Consider the following 20,060-nt stretch of genomic DNA (forward strand, 5'->3'; position numbering starts at 1 on the left):
TTTCTACCAGGTGGCAGACATAAGGGACTATGTTACATGTAGGGACGTGCGGGCACAGTCAGATTTACATACACCTGCGCGACGTAGGCAATCATTGAACCGCACTATCCTACTTGGAAACGGCCATGTCTATTGAAAAAAACACCCCCCAATCTCTGGAAAAACCTGAGATAGAGGAAGCGCCCAACGAAAAGTTAAACTGGTACGACCTGAACGGCAAAAATTTCAATACCATCATTAGAGACCTACCCTCCGACGCCGTCGACAAAGAACTGAAACTGACATGGCTGGGCACCACCACTGACGGAGATGAGCTAGATCCCGAATACAAAAAGCATATCGTACAATGGCCTGATATCTTCAACGGTCTCAAGATTGAACTGGAAAATGACCTCGCCAAGGCTGCAGTGGGCGGGAGCGCAGTAATTGATTATGAAATCGCACCTGACCTCAAGTCCCCTTCACTGAACATCACTGTAATCGATGGTACACCTGTCACACCCGAACCAGAACCAGAACTCAAAGCCCCTGAAATCACAGAAGCCATTGGTTCAGCATTGAGTCCGGACCGGGTAAACGAAGACGGGGCGACAGTACTGATCAAGACAGTAGCGCCTATCGTGAAAGGTGATCTAATCCAGCTTAAAGTCATCGCAACCAATGGTGATGGAACGCCGATCGAACTTGAACCACCGGCTAAAAAAGCGGGACCAGATGATACCGTGTTCACCCTTGCCAAGGGGCTGATCGAAACGATCGCCGGCGGCACGCTGACACTCACCTACGTTGTAAACGAAGAAACCTCACCTACTTTGGTATTAAGCGTGGATTACGGAATAATTCCACCCGAACTTGAAGGCAAACTCAATCCACCGCCAGACGACCCCATCAAGATAATCGTGCCAAAATACACGGGCATGAAGGGAGACAAGATAGCGATATCTATAGAGCTGCCACACCTGTACTATCGCTCATCGCAAGAAGAATCCAAAAGACTGGAAGACCAGGCATTTGAGATACCCTTTGGTGTTTTCATAGCCCCCCGGAGCACGACTGCAATCGTTCATTACCATGTCAGCCGCCCGATAGATGAGAACAATGAAAAGACGTGGACCTCACTTCCACTGAATGTACAGATAATTGGTCACGGCACAACTGTGGCACCGCCAGTCTACCTGTCATTCGCAGACACCGCCCCCAGATATAATTTGTCTTACCATGGCATTAGCGCAGGCAGTAGGGTTCAGGTCTATTGGCATGCAGTGGGTAGCGAGTCAAGACAAGAAAAGCTTACGATAGCCCGTGATGGGAAATATTACTATGTATCCATCCCTAAGGACTGGCTGACAGCGGATAAAGGTAGAGCCGTCTGCGGTAGTTACTCCATTCTTCAGAATGGAGATACTTCAAGACAGTACTCGCCCGGTGTGATTTTCCAAGCATAAAATCAGGGGACGCTTGATATCGTCAGGTACAATCCGCAAGTGCTCTGCCATTTCTGAAGTGCCCCTGTCGACGGCTGACACTCTGCCTCGACAAGGGCATCTTTCACTTGCCGCGATTCAGACCCAGTTCCATATCATCAATCAGCCCCTTGGCCAGCCCACTGAGAATCCGTGCGGCACTGCCGGCCATGAGATCCCCTTCCATTTCCGCTTCGGTGGTGAAATGCGCCACGCAGCCGAGCAGCACCGACAGGTCGCTGAAGGCGTGATCGAACGGGATACCGGGCTGGATACAGAAGATTTCGAGGCAGGTGGTCCTGCCCTGGGTCGGGCCGGGCTTTTGCTCGTCGCTCATACCGGCGCCCCCTTGGCCCGGGCGTGGCGGACCAGCGCGATGACCAGTTGCCCGAGGATTTCGACGCTGTCCATCATCACGTCGAGGCGCGTGTCGCGCTGGCAGACGGTGTAGGCGTGGACGGTGTCGCTGAGGGTGTGCATCAGCTTGTTGGCGTGGGCCATGGCTTCCTCGGGGTCGAGGTCGCTGATGATGGTGACGAAGGGGATTGGATAGGGTGGGTCGGGTACAAGTTTTTTCATGGTTACTCCTCGAAATTGAAATTCAGGAACAACCACCTCGATCCTTCTCACAGATTAGGGTGGCAGTCGTACGCATGGTGAGAAGCCCGTGTGTAACCATGAATCCACGGTCAGGCCAAAGCCTGCACGCGCACGACCGCCATTGACGAAATCGACATGGTTCACACAACGGGCTTCTCACACCCGGTCGCCAAATGTGACGACCCAGTGACGGTACCCCTGATGTATTTCCCGGCCAATTCAGAGCCTTCCGGCAGGCGCGTAGGATAGGTCCGAAGCGCTGACTGACTGAAGGATTTGGTTTCAATTTCGGAAAAATCTTACGCATGCAGAAACGTATCGCGGGGCAAGCCCGCCCCCACGAGACTTGATCGTGGGAGCGGGCTTGCCCCGCGATGGGCCACACGACGGCCCTGCTAGCTACCTCAGAACCCCATGCTGAAGCTCACCACCACGCCATGGTCGCGGTTCTCGCTGGACAGCTGCCCGGAGTAGCCGACCCCGAGCTTGCCGCTCGCGCCCACCGACAGGTCCACCCCGGCCTCGACCACCGCCGCGTCCTTGGCAATCGGCACACCCTCGGTGCTGAAACCGTCGCCGCCACCGATGAAGCGCAGATCGGCATCGGGCTTGTCGTCGCCGAAGGCATGGCGCCAGCCCACCGACAACCGCGGCGTGATAGTGCTGCCGTTGTCGAGCAGGATGCGCTTGCCAGCCCGCACGCCCAGGGTAGAGAAGGTCACATCCTGGTCGACCTTGCCCTCCAGCCGCCCTGCCCCGCCCTTCTCATGGGCGGTGTCACTGTCATAGTTGACATAAGCCAGCCCGGCGAACGGCTCCAGCGCAATGCCGCCGGCATCGATGGCGTAACCCACCTCACCGAACACCTGGGCGCTGCGCGCCTTGTACTTGGCCTTGAGGCGGTCGTCATAGCTGCCCACGGTGACATCGCGCTTGGTGTCGATGTCGTGCCAGCTGTAGGCCACGCCCAGGCGAGCGGCGAAGGCATCGAGCTGGTAACCGAGGTAGGTGGTCAGGTGGTAGCTGTCCACCGTGGCGTCCGAGCGGCGACGGTGCGCGTCGATGCTCGAGCGGGTGTAGCCGGCGGCGGCGCCCACTTTCCACTCATCGTCCAGCGCGCGGTCCACACCGAGCATGAAGCCCGACAGGTCGCGGTCGACGCTGGCATGGCTGCTGCTGCCGTCGTAGGTGCCCCAGCCGCCGATGGCGCGGATCCAGCCCACGGCCTGGCCCTGGCAGCCTTCGCTGGTCAGTTGCTGGTTGGCGGTCGGCGCCAGGGTGCGACGCGGGTCGTCCTGGTGGGTGCAGTCGGCCTGGCGCAGGCGGTCATTGACCGCGTCGCGGACGTAGCGCGAGTCCTCGATCAGCACGGTCGCGGTGCTGGCGTGGATCTCGCCGGACAGGCTGTCGAACGCCGCCTGGGCGCCCTGGCGGTCCAGCGGCAGCAGGTTGCTGACCAGTTCGGCCGGCGCCCCGGCACTGGCCAGCGCGGTGGCCACGCCACGCTGGTTGCCAGTGGCGGCGACATCGGCGAAGGAGTTGCCGTTGCGGCTGACCGACAGGGTCACCTGGTTGGCGCCGTAGTCCAAGGAGCTGTTGAGGAACGCCGAGTTGGCCAGATTGGTGGTGGCGAAGGTGCCATTCACCCCGCCCGCCGCACTGACCACGGTGTACTGGCCGTTGCCACTGGCCAGGTTGGCGACCATCAGGCTGCCGCCGAGGTTGGCGGTGCCGCCCACATTCAGGTAGTTCACCGGCGAGGTGCCGAGGTCGATCACCAGGGTGCCGGTGGCGCCGTTGGTGAAGTTGCCCGACACGTTGAGGTTGCCGGCAGGCCCTGGCAGCACGGTGCCGTTGTTGGTCAGCCCGGCGACGGTGCCGTTGCCGGTCAGCGCGGCGCCGTTGGCCACCGTGACCTGGGCTGCGAGGTTGCTGCCCGGATTGGCGGCATCGCCTACCTGGAGCACGCCCTGGTTGACGTTGAAGGCGCCGCTGAATGGTTGGTTGCCGGTCAGCAGCAAGGTACCGCCGCCCTGTTTGGTGGTGGTGCCCGTACCGCTGAGGGTGCCATTGAAGGTGCCATTGCTGCCTTGGGCAAAGACCAGGTTGGCGTTGTTGAGGATGTGGCCCTGCAGGCTGGTGGTGTTGCCGACCAGGGTACCGCCGCTCACGGTAGTGCCGCCGCTGTAGGTGTTGGCACCCGAGAGGATCAGAGTGCCAGCGTCGAGTTTCTCGATGCCGCCGGTACCGACCAGCGGCACGCTGACGGTGGCGGTGCCGCCAGCGTTGACACGCACCGGCGCCAAGCTGCCATCGCTACCGTTGACCGGCATCAGGCTACCCCCAGCACCCGGAACGACCTGATAGCCGTTGCTGAGGAACTGCAAGCCCTCGAACGACTGGTTGCCCACCACGGTGACGGTGCCCGGAGTACCGCCGAAGACCGCGTAGCCACCACTCCAACCTTCGTTGCTGGTGCCGCTGGCGTTGGTCCAACCGGTGTTCGGCCCCCAGGTACCACTGCCGCCGCCGATGCTGCCATCGGGGTTGGTCTTGCCGCCATTCCAGAACTGCAGCTCTTCGCCGTAGTTCTGCACCACCAGGTTGATCTGGTTGGCGATAGCGGTCTGCAGGCTCAGGTCACCCAGGACCACGCTGCCCGGAATGGCACCGAACACCAGGCCGTTGTCGGTGAGCGTGCCGCCGTAGCTGAACAGTTGGTAGACACCGGTACCGAAGCCACCGGCATCGGTAATGTTCAGCGTGCCGTCCAGCACCAGGTTGCCGTTGACCTTGACCACGGTGGTGGAGGCCGCTGGGGCGCCGAGGCTGAAGTCCAGGGCGCTACCCGACGCCAGGTCGAGGCTGCCGACGGTGAGCGGCGTGGCGCTCTGGCCGGCAGCCAGGGTGGCGCCATTGGCGATCTGCACAGCACCGCCGTAGGTACCGCTGCCGCCCAGGCGGGCGCCGGTGGCGACCTGCACGGTGGCACTGTCGAGGCGGCCATTGACCAGCAGGCTGCCGGCGTTGACCTGGGTCGCGCCGGTCAGGCCATTGATGCCGGTCAGCAACAGTTCGCCAGTGCCGTTCTTGGTCAGGGTGCCAGTACCGGTGAGGTTGCCGGTGTAGCTGCCATTGGCGTTCTGCTCGAAGGTCAGGGCTGCGTTGTTGAGGATCGCGCCTTGCAGGCTGGTGGTATTGCCCACCACGCCGCCTGCGTTGATCTGGGTGCCGCCGCTGTAGGTGTTGGCACCGTTCAGCGTCAACAGGCCAGCGCCATTCTTGATCAGCCCACCGGTACCGCTGACCACGCCGTTGAGGGTCAGGGCGTTGCTGCCGGCGATGGCCAGTGCACCGTTGAGCACGGCATTGTTGGCCAAGGTCACGGAGGTGTTGCTGTCCAGCGTGGTGCCGCCTGCGGCCGTCAGGGCGCCACTGCCCAGCGCGCTATCGTTGCCTAGCACCAGGGTGCCGCCGTTGAGGGCGGTACCGCCGCTGTAGCCATTGGCAGCGTTGAGCACCAGGGTGCCGCCGTCTTGCTTGGCGACGCTGCCGGTGCCGTTGAGGGCGACGTTGAGGGTGGCGGTGGCGCCGCTGTCGACCCGCAGGTTGGTGGTGCCGTTGCCCAGCAGTTCACCGGCCGTCCCCGCATTGAGCACATAGCCGTCGGTGACGAACTGCAGGCCGGTGATGCTGTGGCTGCCGTTCACGGTGACAGTGCCGGGGGCGCCCTGGAACACGGCGAAGGTATCGTTCCAGGTGCCGTTGAGCACGCCGTTGGCGTCGGTCCAGTTGGTGTTGGTGGCATCCCAGACGCCGCTGCCGCCCTCGATCACGCCGTTGGCCACGGTCTGGCTGCCGTCCCAGAACAACACGTTGCTGGCGCCACCGACCACCAGGTTGACCTGGTTGGCGACGGCGGTCTGCACCGTCAGGTCGGTGACCGGTACCGGCGTGGTGCCGAAGCTCATGCCATTGTTGGTAAGGCTGCCGCCGTAGGCGAACAGGCGGTATACGCCGGCGCCAAAGCCGCCGATGTCTGTGACATTAAGGGTGCCACCCAGGGTCAAGTCGTTGGCCACGTTGACCAGTGGGGTGCCACCAGCCGACGGTGCCCCGAGCGAAGCGTTGAAGTTGGCGCCGCTGTCGAGCACCAGGTTGCCGGCGTTCAGGGTGCTGCCGCCGATGGCCGCCAGGTTGCCGCCGTTAGCCACGGTCACCGAACCACCGAGGCTGCCGACGCCGCTGAGGCTGGCGCCGCTGGCGACGTTGACCGTGCCGCTGGCCAGCGAGCCATCCACCTTCAGCCCGCCGCCCTGCACGTTGGTAGTGCCGGTATGGCTGTTGGCGCTGTTCAGTGCCAGGGTGCCGCTGCCGAGTTTGTTCAGGGTGCCGTTGCCGCTGATGTTGCCGCCGAACACGCCGCCCTCGACCGTCAGGCTGTTGCCGGCGGCGATCTGGATCGCGCCGCTACCGCCGATTTCGCCCAGCGTGGTGTTGCCGTCGAGGTTGAGGCTGGCGCCACTGCTGACATTCAGCTCGCTCTGGGTGCCGAGGGCGGTGGTGCCGACGGTGCTCAGGCTGCCGGACAGGATATTGAGGATGCCGCTGAAGGTGTTGTTGCCCGACAGCGTCAGGTCAGCCAGGCCGCTCTTGTTCAGTTCACCGGCGCCGCTGAGCACGCCGGCCAGGTGCAGGTCATTGCTGCCCAGCACGTTGAGCACGCCGCTGACATTGACCGGATTGGCCAAGGTGACGGCACTGGCGCTGTCGAGGTTGGCGTTACCGGTGACGTCCAGGCCGCCGCTGCCAAGGGCGGCATCATTGCCAACCACCAAGGTGCCGGCCTGCAGCTCGGTACCACCGCTGTAGGTGTTGGCGCCCATCAGCGCGAAGCGGGCGAGGCCGGCCTTGAGCAGGCGACCGCTGCCGCCGACGGTGCCGCCGAGGGTCAGGTCGTTGCTGCCCAGGATCGTCAGGTCACCCGTGGCATTGACGCTGTTGGCCAAGGTCACGGCCTGGCTGCTGTCCAGGCTGGTGCCGGCCACGGTATTCAGGCTGCCGCTGCCCAGCGCGGTATTGGAACCCAGCACCAAGGTGCCGCCATTGAGCGCGGTGTTGCCGGCATAGGTGTTGTTGCCGGCCAGCGCCAGCCGGGCGCTGCCAGCCTTGACCAGGCCACCGGCGCCGCCGATGTTGCCGCCCAGCGCCAGGTCGTTGCTACCGGCGATGTTCAACGGCCCCGCCAGGGTGATGGCATTGCCCAGCGCGACCGAGGCGTTGCTGTCGAGGGTGGTACCCGCCGCAGTTTCAAGCGCACCGTTGCCCAGGGCCGTGTTGCTGCCGACGATCAAAGTGCCGCCACTGAGCACGGTACCGCCGCTGTAGCTGTTGTTGCCGTTGAGCACCAGGGTACCGCTGTCGAGCTTGTTGAGCTTGCCAACGCCGGTAAGGCCGACATCGAGGGTCGCCGTGGCACCCGGGTCGACCCGCACGCTGGTGTCGCCACTCGCGCCGTTGATCAGGTCGAGCACACCGGCGGTACCGGCCAGCAGGCGGTAGCCATCGCTGACGAACTGCAGGCCGTTGACCGTCTGGCTGCCGTCGACGGTGACATCGCCGGCTGTACCCTGGAACACCGCGAAGGTGCTGCCCCAAGTGGTGTTGGTCAGGCCGTTGAGGTCAGTCCAGTTGGTATTGCCGGCATTCCACACGCCGGCACCGCCGTCTACCTGACCGTTGGGCACGTTCTGGCTGCCATCCCAGAATTGGATATTGAGCCCCGCAGCGCTGACCAGCAGGTTGACCTGGTTGGCCAGGGCGGTCTGCAAGGTCACGTCGCCCAGGCCCACGCCCAGCGGCAGGCTGCCGAAGTCCAGGCCGTTGTCGGTGAGGGCGCCGGTGTAGTCGAAGACGCGGTACACACCGTTGCCGAAGCCGCCGATGCTGCTGACATTGAGCGTGCCGTCGAGGGTCAGGTTGCCACCGACGTTGAACAGCGCGGTGGCGCCAGTGGACGGCGAGCCGAGGCCGATATCGACGATCGAACCGCTGTTGAGCACCAGGCTGCCGAGGCCCAGGGTCGCGCCGCTCTGCCCAGCCAGGTGGCCGCCGTTGTCGATCACCACCGAGGCATTGGCGGTGCCGCTGCCGGTAAGGGTCGCACCGCTGGCCACGGTCAGCAGGTTGCTGCCCAAGGTGCCGTCGACTTTCAAGGTACCGGCGTTGACCTGGGTATTGTCGGCCAGGTTGCTGCTACCGGTCAGGGTCAGGGTACCGCTGCCGACCTTGGTCAGGCCGCCCAGGCCATTGAGGGCGCCAGCGAAGGTGCTGCTGAGGTTGTTGCCGCCCAGGCTCAGGACGCTGCCGACGCCAACATCGACCAGGCCACTGCCGGTCAGGCTGCCAAGGCTGGCATTGCCATTAAGGTTGAGCTGGCCGCTGGCGCCGACATTGAGGGTGTCGACGTTGGCCAGCACACCGCTGCCGAGGGTGGTGAGGGAACCCGCCTGGATATCCACGTTGCCGCTGAAGGTCTTGACGCCGACCAGGGTAAGGTCGTCGACACCGGTCTTGACCAGATTGCCGCTGCCGCCGAGGTCGCCGCTGAGGATCAGCGCATTTGCGGTTTCGACAGTCAGGTTGGCGCCGTTGCTCAGGGCTACGGTGTTGCCCAGGGCCATGGCCGAGCTGTTGGCCAGGGTGGCATCGGCGGTGACCGCCAGGGTGCCGGTGCCCAGTGCGCCGCTGCTGCCCAGGGTCAGGCGCCCGGCGTTGAGCTGGGTACCGCCCTGGTAGCCGTTGTTGCCATTGAGGGTCAGGTTGCCGCTGCCGTTCTTGGTCAGGCCTGCCGTGCCGTTGATCACGCCGTTGAGGGTCAGGTCATTGCCGCCATCGACGGTCAGGCCAGCGTTGAGGGTGACGTTGTTGGCCAGGGTAGTGCTGGCGCCGCTGCTCAGGGTCGAGGCCCCGGCGACGGTCAGGGCGCCCTGCCCCAGCGCGTTGTCGTTGCCGACCACCAGCCGGCCGGCACCGAGGGTGGTGCCGCCCAGGTAGCTGTTGGCGCCGTTGAGGATCAGGGTGCTGGTACCGGCCTTGTTCAGGCCGCCGACGCCATCCACCACGCCGGTGAGGGTCAGGTCGGCGCTGCCCGGCAGGTTGAGGGTGCCGCCCAGGTGCACGTTGTTGGCCAGGGTGACGCCCGCACCGCCGGCATCGAGGCTGGTGTTGGCGCCGGTGCTGAGGTCGCCGCTACCCAGCGCGGTGTTGCTGCCGACCACCAGGGAGCCGCCATTGAGGGTAGTGCCGCCGCTGTAGGTGTTGTTGCCGTTGAGGGTCAGGCTGGCGGCGCCGTTCTTGACCAGGCCGTTGTTGCCGGAGACCACGCCATTGAGGGTCAGCGCCTGGCTGCCGCCGAGGGTCAGGTTGCCACCGGCGAGGTTGACGGCATTGGCCAGTACCAGCGCCTGGCTGGCGTCGAGGCCGGCGGCGCCGTTGACGGTCAGGGCCCCGCTGCCCAAGGCGCCGGCATTGCCCAGCAGCAGGCTGCCAGCCTGCAGCGAGGTGCCGCCGGCGTAGGTATTGATGCCATTGAGCACCAGCTGCCCGGCACCCAGCTTGTTCAGCGCCCCGGCACCGCTGATCACACCGTCAAGGGTCAGGGTCTGGGCATTGTTGATAGCCAATGTGGCAGCGGCGCCGAGGCCGATGGCATTGGCCAGTTGCAGCGCCCCGGTGGTGGCCAGGGTGCTGTTGCCGGTCACCGACAGGTTGCCCGTGCCCAGCGCGGTGTTGTTGCCCAGCGTCAGGGTGCCAGCACCAAGCGTGGTATTGCCTTGATAGGTGTTGGCGGCGCCGAGGGTCAGGTTGCCGGTACCGGTCTTGGTCAGGCCGCCGGTACCGCTGATCACGCCGTTCAATGTCAGGTCGTTGTTGCCGGTCAGGCCCAGAGTGTCGTTCAGCGTCACCTGGTTGGCCAGGGTCAAGGCACCCGTGGTGGCCAGGTTGCTGGCGCCGCCGACCACAAGGTTGCCGGTACCCAGGGCCTGGTTGTTGCCCAGGGTAAGCGTGCCGGCATTGAGGGTCACGCCGCCAATCAAGGTGTTGGCGCCACTGAGGGTGAGGTTGCCGGCGCCGTTCTTGGTCAGGCTGCCGGCCCCCGTGACCAGCCCGCCCAGGCCCAGGTCGTTGCTGCCGGCGATGGTGAGGTTGCCCCCCAGGTTGACGGTGTTGCCGATAGTGATCGCCGAGGCGCTGTCCAGCGTGGTCCCGGCAGCCGCGTTGAGCTGGCCGAGGCCGAGGGCGCTGGCGCTGCCGAGCACCAGGGTGCCGGCATTGAGATTGGTGTTGCCCAAATGGCCATTGGTGCCGTTCAGGGTCAGGGTGCCGCTGCCGGTCTTGGTCAGGCCGCCGACGCCGCTGACGTTGCCGCCCAGGGTCAGGTTTTGCGCCCCGGCGACGGTCAGGTTGCCGGCCAGGTTGACCTGGTTGGCCAGGGTGACGTTGGCATTGCTGCTGAGGGTGGTGCCGCCGACTGCGTTCAGGGCACCCGTGCCCAGTGCAGTGTTGCTGCCTACCACAAGGGTGCCACCGTTCAGGCTGGTAATGCCCTGCTGGCTGTTGCTGCCGTTGAGGGTGAGCGTACCGGCACCAGCCTTGATCAGGTCACCGGTGCCGCTGAGCGCGCCGTTGAGGGTGAGGTCGTTGCTCCCCGGCAGGGTGAGGTTGGCGTTCAGGGCGACGGTGTTGCCAAGCGCCAGGTTGCCGGTGGCGTCCAGGCTTGAGGCGCCGGTAACGGTCAGGCCCCCAGTGCCCAGCGCCTGGGCGTTGCCCAGGGTCAGGGTACCGGCACCCAGGCTGGTGCCGCCGCTGTAGGTGTTGGCATTGCCCAGGGTCAGGTTGGCACCGCCGTTCTTGGTCAGGCTGCCAGTCCCCGAGACCACGCCGGACAGGCCCAGATCGGCGGAACCGGCGACAGTCAGGGCACCGCTGAGGCTGAAGGCGTTGCCGAGGGTGACAGCTGTATTGCTGTCCAGGATAGTGCCGTTGGCGGTGCTGACCGTGCCGGTACCGAAGGCAGTGTTATTGCCGACCACCACCGTGCCGCCATTGAACAGGGTGCCGCCGGTATAGCTGTTGGCCCCATTGAGCACCAGCGTGCCGCTGTCGAGCTTGGCCAGTTGGCCGCTGCCAGAGAGGCCAACGTTGAGGGTCGCGGTGACGCCCGGATCGACGCGCAAGGCAAAGGCGCCGTTGCTGCCGTTGACCAGGTCCAGGCCACCGGCGCCGATCAGGCGATAGCCGTTGGTGACGAATTGCAGGCCGGTGGCGGCCTGGGTGCCGACCACGGTGACATCGCCCGCGGTGCCCTGGAAGACCGCGAAGTCGCTGGCCCAACTGCCATTGAGCACGCCGTTGACATCAGTCCAGTTGGTGTTCCCCCCGTTCCACGTACCGGTCCCGCCGTCGATCACACCATTGGGCACGCTCTGCGCCCCATCCCAGAACTGCACGGTGCCGGTGGCGCCGCCGACCAGCAGGTTGACCTGACTGCCGATGGATGTCTGCACCTGTAGGTCGCCGGGCAACACGACACCCGGCACGTTGCCGATCAGCAGGCCGTTGTCCACCAACCCGCCGGTGTAGTCGAACAGCCGATAGATACCGGTGCCGAAGCCGCCGAGGTCGGTGACGTTGAGGGTACCGTCCAGGGTCAGATTGCCATTGACGCTGACCACTGCGGTGCCGCCGGTGGCCGGCGATGCCAGGCCAAAGTCAAGGATCGAGCCGCTGTGCAGGGTCAGCGCACCAGTGCTGAGGGTCGCGCCGCTGTTGGCCAGCAGGTGCGCGCCGTTGGCAATGTCGACTGCGCCCAGCAGGCTGCCGGTACCACCGAGGCTGGCGCCGCTGTTGACCTGCACGCTGGGACTGGCCAGCGAGCCGGTGACGTTGAGCAGGCCGGCATTGACCGTGGTATTGCCGCCGAGCACGTTGACGCCGGACAGTTCGAAGCTGCCAGTACCGGTCTTGATCAGCCCGCCACTGCCCGCCAGGGCACCACTGAACACACTGTTGAGGTTGTTGCCGCCCAGGGTCAGGTCACCGCCGCCGGCGATGTTCACCGTGCCGGCCCCGCTCAGGCCACCGATGGTGGCGCTGGCACCGAGATTGAGGCTGGTGCCGGCGCCGACGCTGACCGCCGAGGTATTGCCCAGGGCCGTGTTGCCGACCGTGGTGATGCTGCCGCCAAGCAGGTCGATGGCGCCGCTGAACGTGTTGTTGCCGGTGAGCGTCAGGTCGGACACGCCGTTCTTGATCAACCCGCCGGTACCACTGAGCACACCGCCCAGGGTCAGGTTGTTGCTGCCGCCGAGGGTCAGGTTGGCGCCGAGGTTTACGTTGTTGCCCAGGGTCATCGCCACGCTGTTGGCCAGCGTCGAGGCGCCGCCGACGTTCAATGCCCCGGTGCCCAGCGCGGCGGCGTTGGCCAAGGTCAGGGTGCCGGCATTGAGGTTCAGGCCACCGCTGAAGGTGTTGGCGCCGCTCAGGGTCAGATTGCTGCTGCCGTTCTTGGTCAAGGCCCCGGCACCGCTGATCACGCCGCCCAAGGTCGTGGTGTTGTTGCCTGGCAGGGTCAGGGTAGCGCCGTTGCCAAGGGCGATGGCGTTGCCAAGGTTGAGGGTGGCGCTGGAGTCGAGGCTGGCATTGCCGCCCACGCTCAGGGCGCCGCCGCCGATGGCGTTGTTGTTGCCCAGGACCAGGGTGCCGGCATTGAGGGTGGTGCCGCCGCTGTAGGTATTGTTGCCGTTGAGGGTCAGCACGGCGCTGCCGTTCTTGACCAACGCACCGCTGCCGCTGATGAGACCGCCGAGGGTGGTGGCGTTGCTGCCCAGTACGGTCAGGGTATTGGCGCCGAGGTTGATGCCGTTGGTCACGGCGACGGCGGTACTGGCGTCGAGATTGGCGTTGCCGCCCACGGTCAGGGCGCCGATGCCCAGCGCGGTGTTGCTGCCCAGGGTCAGGGTGCCGGCATTGAGCTGGGTACCGTTGGTGTAGAGGTTGTTGCCGCTCAGGGTCAGGTTGGCGGTGCCGTTCTTGACCAGCGAACCGATGCCGCTGACCACGCCGCTCAGGCCCAGGTCGGCGCTGCCATCGATGGTCAACGGGCCGGCGATGTTCACATCGTTGGCCAGGCTCACCGCCGTATTGGCATCCAGGTGGGTACCGGCCAGGGTGTTGAGGGTACCGGTACCCAGCGCAGTGTTGCTGCCGACCACCAGGGTGCCGGCGTTCAGGCGGGTGATGCCGCTGTTGCTGTTGTTGCCGGTCAGGGTCAGGGTGGTGCCGCCATTCTTGGTGATGCCGCCGGCACCGGCGATGACGCCGCTCAGGGTCAAATCGTTGCTGCCGGGCAGGATGAAGTTGCCCGCCAGGTTGAGCGCGTTGCCAAGGTTCAGCCCGGCCGCACTGGTGTCCAGCGTGGTGTTGTTGGCGGCGTTGAGCGCGCCGGTGCCCAGTGCCGTGTTGCTGCCGACCACCAGGGTGCCGGCGTTGAGGGTGGTGGCGCCGCTGTGGGTGTTGTTGCCGCTCAGGGTCAGGGTGGCGCTGCCGTTCTTGACCAGGCCGCCAGTGCCGCTGAGGGTGCCGGCCAGGGTGAGGTTGCTGGTGGTCGGCAGGGTCAGGTCGGCAGCGAGGTTGACGGCGTTGTTCAGGGTCATCGCCGTCGAGTTGGCGAGGGTCGATGCGCCACCGACCGTCAACGCGCCGGTCCCCAATGCGGCGGCGCTGGCCAGGGTCAAGGTACCGGCATTGAGCGTGAGGCCCCCGCTGAAGGTATTGGCGCCGCTCAGGGTCAGGTTGGTGGCGCCGTTCTTGACCAGTGCGCCGGTGCCGCTGATCACCCCGCCCAAGGTGGTGGTGTTGCTGCCTGGCAGGGTCAGGGTGTTGCCGGCGAGGTTGATGGCATTGCCCAGGTTCAGGGTGCCGCTGCCGTCGAGGCTGGCATTGCCGCCCAGGGTCAGGCCGCCAGTGCCCAGGGCATTGCTGTTGCCCAGGGTCAGCAGCCCGGCGTTCAGGGTGGTGCCGCCGCTGAAGGTGTTGTTGCCATTGAGCGTCAGGCCGGCACTGCCGCTCTTGACCAGGGCGCCGGTGCCGCTGATCTGCCCGGTCAGGGCAGTGGCGTTGCTGCCCAGCACGGTCAAGGTGTTGCCGCCCAGGCTGATGCTGTTGGTCGCCGAGACGGCGGTACTGGTGTCCAGGTTGGCGTTGCCGCCCAGGGTCAGGCCGCCGATGCCCAGTGCGGTGTTGCTGCCCAGAATCAAGGTACCGGCATTGAGCTGGGTGCCGTTGGTGAAGGTGTTGCTGCCACTCAGGGTCAGGCTGGCGTTACCGTTCTTGACCAGCGAGCCGATGCCGCTGATCACGCCGCTCAGCCCGAGGTTGGCAGTGCCGTCGATGGTCAGGGGGCCGGCGGCGATGACGTCGTTGGCCAGGCTGACCGCGGTGCTGGCGTCCAGGTGAGTCCCTACGGCGGTGTTGAGGATGCCGGTACCGAGCGCCGTGTTGTTGCCGACCACCAGGATGCCGCCGTTGAGGAAGGTGGAGCCGCTGTTGGTGTTGGCACCGGTCAGGGTCAGCGTGGTGTTGCCGGCCTTGGTCAGGCCGCCACTGCCGGCGATGACACCACTCAAGGTCAGGTCGTTGCTGCCGGGCAGGTTGAGGTTGCCGGCCAGGTTCAGGCCGTTGCCGATGTTCAGCCCGGCGACACTGGTGTCCAGGCTGGTGTTGGCCGCGGTGTTGAGCACGCCGGTGCCCAGCGCGGTGTTGCTGCCCAGCACCAGGGTGCCGGCGTTGAGCGCGGTGGCGCCGCTGTGGGTGTTGTTGCCGCTGAGGGTCAGGCTGGCGCTGCCATTCTTGACCAGGCCGCCGGTGCCGCTGAGGGTCCCGGCCAGGTTGAGGTTGTTGGCGCCTGTCAGGGTCAGGTTGCCGCCCAGGTTGACGGCGTTGCTCAGGGTCAGCGCCGCGGTGTTGGCCAGCGTCGATGCGCCGCCCACGGTCAGGGCCCCGGTACCGAGCGCCGTGGCGCTGGCCAGGGTCAGGGTGCCGGCGTTGAGGGTGAGGCCACCGCTGAAGGTATTGGCGCCACCCAGGGTCAGGTTGGTGCTGCCGTTCTTGACCAGCGCGCCGGTGCCACTGATCACACCACCCAGGGTGGTTGCGCTGGTACCAGGCAAGGTCAGGGTGTTGCCGGCCAGGTCGATGGCGTTGCCGAGGTTCACCGCCACGCCGGCATCCAGGCTGGCATTACCGCCCAAGGTGAGACCGCCGGTGCCCAGGGCGTTGTTGTTGCCCACGGTGAGGACACCGCTGTTGAGGGTCGTGCCGCCGCTGAAGGTGTTGCTGCCGTTGAGGGTCAACCCGGCGCTGCCGTTCTTGACCAGAGCGCCGGTCCCGCTGACCACGCCGCCCAGCGTGGTGCTGCTGGTGCCCAGCAGGTTCAGGGTATTGGCGCCAAGGTTGACGGCGTTGCCCAGGCTTACCGCCGTGCTGGCGTCCAGGCTGGCGTTTCCAGCAAGGGTAAGTGCGCCGGTGCCCAAGGCGTTGCTGTTGCCGACGGTGAGCTTGCTGGCATTGAGGGTAAGGCCGCCGCTGAAGGTGTTGTTGCCGTTCAGCGCCAGGTCCCCTGCCCCGCTCTTGACCAGCGTACCGGTACCGCTGATCACGCCACCCAGGGTGGTGGCGCTGGTGCCGAGCAGGCTCAGGGTGTTGGCGCCAAGGCTGATGGCGTTGCCCAGGCTTACCGCGCTGCTGGCATCGAGGCTGGCGTTGCCACCCAGGGTCAGCGCGCCAGTGCCCAGCGCACTGCTGTTGCCGACGGTGAGCTTGCCACCCGCCAGGCTGGTACCGCCGCTGTAGGTATTTACGCCGTTGAGGGTGAGGTCGGCGGCGCCCGCCTTGGCCAGCGCACCGGTGCCGCTGATGATGCCACCCAAGGTGGTGGCATTGTTGCCAGCGAGGGTGAGCGTACCTGCGCTCAGGGCGATTGCGTTGCCCAGATTGAGCGCCGAGGCACTGTCCAGGATGCTGCTGGCGGTCACCGTCAGGGCGCCGCTGCCCAACGCCGTGTCGCTACCCAAGGTAAGCGTTCCGCCGCCCAGGGAGGTGCCGCCACTGAAGGTATTGAGGCCATTGAGCGTCAGGCTGCCGGTGCCGCTCTTGACCAGCGAGCCGGTGCCGCTGAGTACGCCGCCAAGGGTCAGTGCGTTGCTGCCGGGCAGGGTCAAGGCCGCGTTCAGCGCCACCGCATTGTTCAACACCAGCGGCACGCTGCCTTGCAGGCTGCCGGCGCCACTGACGGTCAGCCCGCCGCTGCCGAGCGCCGTGGCGCTGGTCAGGTTGAGGCCGCCAGCGGCCAGGGTGGTACCGCCACTGTAGGTGTTGCTGGCGCCAAGGGTGAGCAGCCCGGCACCGGTCTTGGTCAAGCCGCCGACACCCGAGACCACGCCGTTGAGGGCCATGTCGGTGGCGCCACCCACGTTCAGGCCGGCATTCAAGGTCAGCGCATTGTTAAGACCCAGGCCTGCCACCGTGCCCGCGAGACCACCGCCGTTCACTGTGATGCCACCGGTGCCGAAGGCGCTGGCGTTGTCGAAGTTGAGCAAGCCACCGTTGAGGGTGGTCTGGGTGGTGCCGTTGAGCAATTGCCCGATCAGCGACCAGGTACCGCTGTCGACGATCAGGCGGTTGAAGTTGATGTAGTTCGAGGCGTTGATGGTGCCGCTGCCCGTGGTGCCGCTGCCGCCGCCGATGGCGTTCTGCAACGCCAGGGTGTTGGTGCCGCCAGCACCGCCGTCGACCACGCCAGCAGGCGCGAAGCCCAGGTTGGGGTTACTGGTGACCAACAGCGACACACCGACACCCGCCCCCGCGCTGAGGCTGGAGCCGGTAATGGCGTTGAAGCGGTTGGTACTGCCGGCGCCCATGGACAGGCTACCGGTCAGGCTCCCGGCGTTGGTGAAGGTGTTGCCGGCTGCGGACGCCTGAAATGCCGTGCGACCCAGCACGGTGCCGGTGTTGGTGAAGTTTACTGTTCCGCCCCCGCTCACGGCGATGACCGGGGTGTCCTCGCTGATTATCGTCAGACTGGCCAATGCCGTGGAGCCGATGCTGCCGGCGTTGTTGATGGTAGTGACGCCGCCGGCAGCGTTACGCACGTCCATTGCCATGCCGGTAAGGTTCAACAGGCTCGCGCCCAGCACCGCCCCGGTTCCTCGAATCACACCCGTGGCATTGTTGGTGATGTTGATGGTACTGGCAGTGCTGGTGTTGCCGATCACGGCGCCGGTGGACTGGATGCTCAGGATCCCCAGCAACGACGGGTTGACGGTACCGGAGTTGTTCAACGTGATGTTGTTGCCGGTAAGCGACAGCGCGGTGCCGCCCACGCCCAGCAGCACGCCCAGCGAGGCACCGGTGTTGACGTTGACGGTGAGGCCGCTGCCACTGTTGGAATAGCTCGGCGCGAGCGGGTTGGCCGCGCCGCTGCAGGTCACCGTGGAACCGGCCAGGCTGCAGGCGGCCAGCGCCTGTTCACCGTGCAGACCAAAGGCCATGGCAGTCACGGCCAGGCTGACGGCCAGCGACAGTTGGGAGAAACGGGCGGGCGAACGGGGGGCGGCGCGACTGTCCACGGAGAGCTCCTTCGTGGATCAGGCGATTCAGTCCTTGAAAGCGTGCACAGCGGGTTGGGCAAGAGCAGTGACACACGCGACGGCCGAAACACCTGATCTATGGCTACGAATATCCTTTGAAGGAATGTGTAGCCGCTCAGGGGCGGGCGGTTTGGCGTCGAAGCCGGTCAAATGGTGTTAATACTTTGTCGAGGCGGCACGTGTTTCGCGGGTTTCAGCGACGCATTCATTGGATCCAACCGACGAACGGTAGTGCCTGCTCCGCGACGAGCAGGCTTGACCCGAGCAGGTTCAGGCGACCTCCGCCCCGTCATCCGGCCAATGCGGCTCGTTGGCGCCCGGCGGCGTCAGCGGTGGCAGGCCATAGGCTGCCCGAGCGTCGTCACAGCTCGGATTGTGCACGCCGTTCTCCCACGACGCCTCAAACTCGCGGCAGGGGCTGGAGCGGTTCTCATAGATGGAGCACGCCACCTGCGTGCCGATCTCGCCACCGAGACTGACGCAACGGCAGGGCTTGGCGTCGGTGCCAATCATGGCGACGCGGGTCGGGTTGATCTGCACAACCAGGTCGTCGGGCACCAGGCCACCGGCGGACTGGCACTCACCCCAGAAGAAAGACACACGAAAGTAGCCGCAGCAGGCGCCGCAGGTCAGGCAAGGGTTCTGTTCGGACATGATGACCAGGGAGGGAGGTTGTTGTTATCGGGGCGGGCGCCCGCGGCGCTATTTGTAATCCAGGCGCGGGCGGCTGAGAAGAGGGGGAATGCAAAAAAAGATCGCCGCTGATCGGCGATCTGAAAGTCATGATCGATATCGCCTGTATCGGCCCATCGCCGGCAAGCCGGCACCCACAAGGTCCGGTGCCATCCTGTGGGAGCCGGCTTGCCGGCGATGAGGTCGGACCTGTTTACTTGCTGGTCAAACCATCGGCGCGGAACATCTGGCGGATCCCGCGAATAGCCTGGCGGATACGGTCCTGGTTCTCGATCAGGGCAAAACGCACATGATCATCGCCGTAGTCACCAAAGCCGATCCCCGGCGACACACAGACCTTGGCCTCGGCCAGCAGCTTCTTCGCGAACTCCAGCGAACCCAGGTGAGCGTACTGCTCAGGGATCTTCGCCCACACGTACATCGACGCCTTGGGGTTCTCGACCATCCAGCCCAACTCGTGCAGCCCCTTGACCAGCAGGTTGCGGCGCTGGCGGTACTGCTCGGCGATATCGCGCACGCATTGCTGGTCGCCTTCCAGGGCGGCGATGGCAGCCACCTGCAGCGGGGTGAAGGTGCCGTAGTCGTGGTAGCTCTTGATCCGTGCCAGGGCGCTGACCAGCTCCGGATTGCCGACCATGAAGCCAATCCGCCAGCCCGCCATGTTGTAGCTCTTGGACAGGGTGAAGAATTCCACCGCGATGTCCTTGGCCCCCGGTACCTGCATGATCGAAGGCGCCTTCCAGCCGTCGTAGACGATGTCGGCGTAGGCCAGGTCGTGCACCACTAGCACATCGTACTGCTTGGCCAGGGCCACCACCCGTTCGAAGAAGTCCAGCTCCACGCACTGCGCGGTGGGGTTGGAAGGGAAGCCGAGGATCATCATCTTCGGCTTGGGGATCGACTCGCGGATCGCCCGCTCCAGCTCGTTGAAGAAGTCCACGCCAGGCACCAGCGGCACCGAGCGAACCTGGGCGCCGGCGATCACCGCACCGTAGATGTGGATCGGGTAGCTGGGGTTGGGCACCAGGACCGTGTCGCCGTGTTCTAGGGTGCCGAGCATCAGGTGCGCCAGGCCTTCCTTCGAGCCGATGGTGACAATGGCTTCGCTCTCCGGATCGATGTCGACCTCGTAGCGTTCCTTGTACCAGTTGGAGATGGCGCGGCGCAGTCGCGGGATACCACGGGAGGTGGAATAGCCATGAGTATCTTCGCGCTGGGCAACCTGCACCAGCTTCTCGACGATGTGCGGCGGGGTGGCGCCATCGGGGTTGCCCATGCTCAGGTCGATGATGTCCTCGCCACGGCGGCGAGCGGCCATCTTGAGCTCGGCAGTAATGTTGAAGACGTAAGGGGGGAGACGATCGATGCGCGCAAAGCGGCGCGGCGAACCTGGGTTGGCCATGTGTTCCTCAAGAGACGTAAGCGCCCGGAACCGTCCGAGCGACGCTGGCCGCTGCGGCGACCGACAAACAACATAATCCCGCCACTATCACTTAGTAAAGGATAATTTCCTGTTTTATTAGATTTTTTCAGACGCTTTCTTTGAAAAAATCGTAATTACAGAACCACCCTCTAGCAGGCGATGCTTGCCTGA

The 20,060-nt window shown here is 65.1% G+C and carries 6 protein-coding genes; 1 reads left to right on the plus strand and 5 read right to left on the minus strand.

Going from position 1 to position 20,060, the window contains the following annotated elements; genetic code table 11:
* The first annotated feature begins 125 nt into the window (after nucleotides 1-125).
* Nucleotides 126-1,445, plus strand: a complete 1,320-nt coding sequence (locus ACVWY1_RS14225) for a hypothetical protein (protein WP_457378419.1) — start codon at nucleotides 126-128, stop codon at nucleotides 1,443-1,445.
* A gap of 103 nt (nucleotides 1,446-1,548) precedes the next feature.
* On the opposite strand, the gene ACVWY1_RS14230 is transcribed toward ACVWY1_RS14225, so the two are convergent.
* The 5 genes from ACVWY1_RS14230 to alaC form a co-directional block, all read right to left on the minus strand.
* Nucleotides 1,549-1,800, minus strand: coding sequence for a DUF3077 domain-containing protein (locus tag ACVWY1_RS14230; RefSeq protein ID WP_457378420.1), 252 nt, complete (start codon nucleotides 1,798-1,800; stop codon nucleotides 1,549-1,551).
* The gene (locus tag ACVWY1_RS14235; protein ID WP_457378421.1) at nucleotides 1,797-2,042 is read right to left on the minus strand and encodes a hypothetical protein; all 246 of its coding nucleotides are present in this window, start codon (nucleotides 2,040-2,042) and stop codon (nucleotides 1,797-1,799) included. Before ACVWY1_RS14235 ends, ACVWY1_RS14230 begins: the two co-directional genes overlap by 4 nt.
* 425 nt (nucleotides 2,043-2,467) lie before the next feature.
* Entirely contained in the window at nucleotides 2,468-17,674 is a 15,207-nt protein-coding gene (locus ACVWY1_RS14240) for an autotransporter-associated beta strand repeat-containing protein (protein ID WP_457378446.1), read from the minus strand.
* Nucleotides 17,675-18,043: 369 nt separating this feature from the next.
* Nucleotides 18,044-18,427: a YkgJ family cysteine cluster protein gene (locus ACVWY1_RS14245; protein ID WP_038707396.1), complete on the minus strand. Its 384-nt coding sequence runs from the start codon at nucleotides 18,425-18,427 to the stop codon at nucleotides 18,044-18,046.
* Nucleotides 18,428-18,659: 232 nt separating this feature from the next.
* Entirely contained in the window at nucleotides 18,660-19,868 is a 1,209-nt protein-coding gene (gene alaC / locus ACVWY1_RS14250; protein ID WP_457378422.1) for an alanine transaminase, read from the minus strand.
* Nucleotides 19,869-20,060 lie beyond the last annotated feature (192 nt).

It is taken from the genome of Pseudomonas sp. TE6288, from assembly GCF_054062095.1.

What these genes read in the sequence shown, in the direction of transcription:
- ACVWY1_RS14225 (WP_457378419.1), top strand. Translation starts at nt 126, where the DNA reads ATGTCTATTGAAAAAAACACCCCCCAATCTCTGGAAAAACCTGAGATA.
- ACVWY1_RS14230 (WP_457378420.1), bottom strand. Translation starts at nt 1,800, where the DNA reads ATGAGCGACGAGCAAAAGCCCGGCCCGACCCAGGGCAGGACCACCTGC.
- ACVWY1_RS14235 (WP_457378421.1), bottom strand. Translation starts at nt 2,042, where the DNA reads ATGAAAAAACTTGTACCCGACCCACCCTATCCAATCCCCTTCGTCACC.
- ACVWY1_RS14240 (WP_457378446.1), bottom strand. Translation starts at nt 17,674, where the DNA reads ATGGCCTTTGGTCTGCACGGTGAACAGGCGCTGGCCGCCTGCAGCCTG.
- ACVWY1_RS14245 (WP_038707396.1), bottom strand. Translation starts at nt 18,427, where the DNA reads ATGTCCGAACAGAACCCTTGCCTGACCTGCGGCGCCTGCTGCGGCTAC.
- alaC (WP_457378422.1), bottom strand. Translation starts at nt 19,868, where the DNA reads ATGGCCAACCCAGGTTCGCCGCGCCGCTTTGCGCGCATCGATCGTCTC.